The following is a 3,490-nucleotide window of genomic DNA, read 5'->3' on the forward strand; positions in this document are numbered from 1 at the left end:
ATTCTTTGTATCTCTGGGGTCGGTCACATGGAGGGTAATTTTGGATAAATTCACAGCTAATCACATTTTAGGGTATCAAGATGCTGAAAATTTAGTGCATTTGGTTATTTATTACTAGGGAGCCCTGGTTGGTTGGTGAACTTTGAACAGCCAATCATGCTTCAGGCTGCCAAAAAATCGCTCAATTTAGCAACACCTCCCAAAAGAGACTGGACTGCTTTTGAGATGGAAAAAAGGCAAAAACTGCATGGTTCATAGATCATCACCAACAACGTACCGCCTATTTCATCGGTATGGTAAAGTGGAACAGACTGTAACAAGGTCACTGTAATTCGTTATTCCTGAAGGGACTTGATGATTTCTGACATCTTTACCCTTTTATGCAGAGGCAGATCATGAAAGAGAGAGTTGAGAAAAAAATAATGGCCTCCATCCAACTGATGGAACGTCATTTATCAGACCCGATCTCTTTGGATGATCTAGCCAATGAGGCTCATTTAGGGCTTCGACAGTTTCATCGTACATTCAAACAAGCCACAGGAGAAACGCCCGCAAACTATCTGCGAATAAGGCGCTTAACAGAGGCTTCACAAGACTTAGTTCGACAAAAGCAGCATTCCATCCTAGATATTGCCTTAAAATATGAATTTCAGAGTCCTGAAGTATTTTGTCGAACATTCACTCGTTATTTTTGGAACACCCCAAGTACCTTCAAGCACATCGGGAGCACTTACCACGCTAGCCAACGCATGCCATTTGAAGGCGAGCAATTCGAAATTATCAAAAACGGAGACGCCGCCACACCCAGCATTGGAAGATTACCCGCAATGCACTTGGTTGGCATACGACAAATTCAACCTTTTTATGGTCTCAGAGTGGAACAAAACTTACCGGAAGGGGAATCCATTTCCGAACGACTAATGAGTGCCATACAGCAGCTACCCGATCTCGTTAATGAAAAGGAATGGAATATTGCCTTCCGAAAAAACACACTGTCCTCTCATCATGAAATCGAAAATTTATTTGCGGTAGAAGTTAAAAAAGAACCGTCAATGCTACCTGAAGATTTAGAGTATTATTTTATCCGTGAACAACCTTATGCCATCTTCACACACTCAGGACAAGACATGCGGGTGGAACTCACCGTGTCCATGGCATTTCAGTGGCTCACACAAAGTCAATTTTATTTAGGCGATGGGCCTTCCTTATTTTGCCTAGACAACGACCAGCGCTTTAGCGAGAAATTGTATATTCCCCTATCCACCACCTTCGAAACTGCACCTAATTGGTGGAAAGGCTATTCCACTCAGTACTTGAAACGGTTATCGGGGAAATAATATTTCAGTGTCACCCGACACTCATCAACGTGTCAGTTTCGTTCCTTGATTTTTAAGTAACGCCTAATTTTCTACGATTGACAGGCTGCCACAAAGCCGTATTTAGCCTGTCCAATGCAGGTCGTTTAGTAGATGTACATAACTCTTTATTTGTAATATCTAGAATATCTTACAATCGCAAATTATTGGAATTTGGCAACAGCCCAAACATCTACCCCGCTAATAGTTACTTTCCAGCGGTTATTTGTGTCCTCATAAACTGGTGCCACTATATCAGGTCTATTTGGACGATAAATTGTAACCTGTGTTGGATTAAATGGAATTAAACTTTTATCAATCCAGAAGGTGAAATAATGAGAACCGTTCTCCATATTGGCTCTTGATACTTGCCAATTAACGACATGAAGTACTCGAGACGAGCTATCATTTTTCTTTAATACTGCCATGACATTACGACGCGAACTGACTCCGCTTAATTTTTCTTGCTGCTGTATAACCCCCATCGTATTTTGGTAGTGATCAATATACACATCCAGTATTCCATGTCCATCAAACAGACCAGCCTTCTCTCGTACGAGATTATAATATGGTCCAAATTCATTATGGTCACCATAAAATCTTGGCTTACCTGGGCCAATATATACGTCATAAGGAACTATTGGGTGTCCACCCAATGCATAGACTGAAGCAATATGCCTTTTATTGTACAGAGGGCTATCATCCACCAATGTTGAAGATGTCGCAAGATTTAGACGTATATTGTTGTCTTGATGAATAGCAAAATATAGATTTTCTGGAGTATTAGCCTCCGCTGGAGTCTCGCCCATAACACCATTAAAATACTCGGCTAGCTCTCCGTATAATCCAGTGTCATGTAGTCCTCTATTGTACGTTAGAGGAATTGTTTGTCCGAATTCAGATGCAATTTCTCGATGTAACCATTCATAATAATCTCCAACATAGCCTTTCAATGTCTGCACATCTGTTGATGAATAACAGCCGTTGTTTTGCCGGACGACCATAAAGTATGGATCATCTTGCTGAAAAGAAGTACAACCTGATGAACTAGCTCTATTTAAAAAATCTCTAACTTCTGCACGAAACCCTTGATTTGTTGTGTCGGGATAAAAAATATTTTCATTTGCGTGGTGCGATATGGCATTACCTGAAGAATCAAGACAAGCATTTTCGGGAATTCTAGTAAATGCAGGTAGCGCACAGTTAATGACAACGGGGTTTATTCGAGATATTGCTTCGACTATCGTTCGATCAACAAAATCCGCCCCGATATATGGATAATGCCAAACCAATGCATTTGAATGAAAACTAGTAGCGACGTTAATTTTCTCTTCTGAATCAGATGCGAAACGAGAAGAGAATAAAACAGCAGATCTAGGTATGTGCCACTTATGTTCATTATTTAAATTCTGAGCCATCAGGATTTCACTGCTTAAAAAAACAGTCAAAAATAATACAAACCTTATTATACTATTCATATAAACTTGTGTTCCTTAATATTGTAAAGTGTCCAATAAATAGAAATCACCATCCCCAAAGAGATCGAAGGTCAGAGCCACATTCGGCATCCAATTAAATTTTTTTATTGGATAAAAATAAAGTAGCTACGTGGAAAATTAAACCCTTATTTTTTGAATGCAACCTCTTCTCTCGGTGCAACCTTATATATTAACGAAACAGTGTACAATTAGCAAACCCAAGAAATTGATCACATCGAGTCACTTTACGTAATTTTTAGCTCTGATAATGCCGCATCACCAATACCTCAAATTCATGTCTCGAAACGGGCATTAGCATTTGCTGAAATATAGTGACACTGATATTGAAGATACTTTGACATTATTGCGTTTAAAGAAACTCTTGTTAGACGAGTTTTTAACCCGTGTAAATGGAGCAATTGACTATTATATTGGCAATACCGGCGCACTGAACGGTAATATTAATTATATCCATCAACAAGCAATGCTATTGAATTTATGATTCCTCAAAATGAAATAAACAAGGCCTTTACTAAGGAGTACATAGCTTAGCCAACATTAAGCGGCATCTGCTATGTACTCCAAATTCTTATCTTTAAAAAAGCCAAGCAATATATTTTTCGATTTCTGTAGCTGACACATAAACTTTTTTACTTG

2 protein-coding genes are annotated in these 3,490 nt (G+C 39.0%); one reads left to right on the forward strand and one right to left on the reverse strand.

Going from position 1 to position 3,490, the window contains the following annotated elements:
- The first annotated feature begins 395 nt into the window (after positions 1-395).
- Positions 396-1,337 (forward strand): helix-turn-helix domain-containing protein, encoded by a 942-nt coding sequence (locus LU351_RS20075; protein WP_232595871.1) that lies wholly within the window; start codon positions 396-398, stop codon positions 1,335-1,337.
- Between the two features lie 182 nt (positions 1,338-1,519).
- Here the strand turns inward: LU351_RS20075 and LU351_RS20080 are convergent, their stop codons facing one another.
- Complete coding sequence (locus LU351_RS20080) at positions 1,520-2,833, reverse strand: hypothetical protein (protein WP_232595872.1); 1,314 nt, start codon at positions 2,831-2,833, stop codon at positions 1,520-1,522.
- Between the last annotated feature and the right edge of the window lie 657 nt (positions 2,834-3,490).

The organism is Marinibactrum halimedae (genome assembly GCF_021234875.1).
GTDB classification, from domain to species: domain Bacteria; phylum Pseudomonadota; class Gammaproteobacteria; order Pseudomonadales; family Cellvibrionaceae; genus Marinibactrum; species Marinibactrum halimedae.

Excerpts from the sequence above, each read along its gene's own strand:
- LU351_RS20075 (WP_232595871.1), top strand. The coding sequence starts at position 396 with ATGAAAGAGAGAGTTGAGAAAAAAATAATGGCCTCCATCCAACTGATG.
- LU351_RS20080 (WP_232595872.1), bottom strand. The coding sequence starts at position 2,833 with ATGAATAGTATAATAAGGTTTGTATTATTTTTGACTGTTTTTTTAAGC.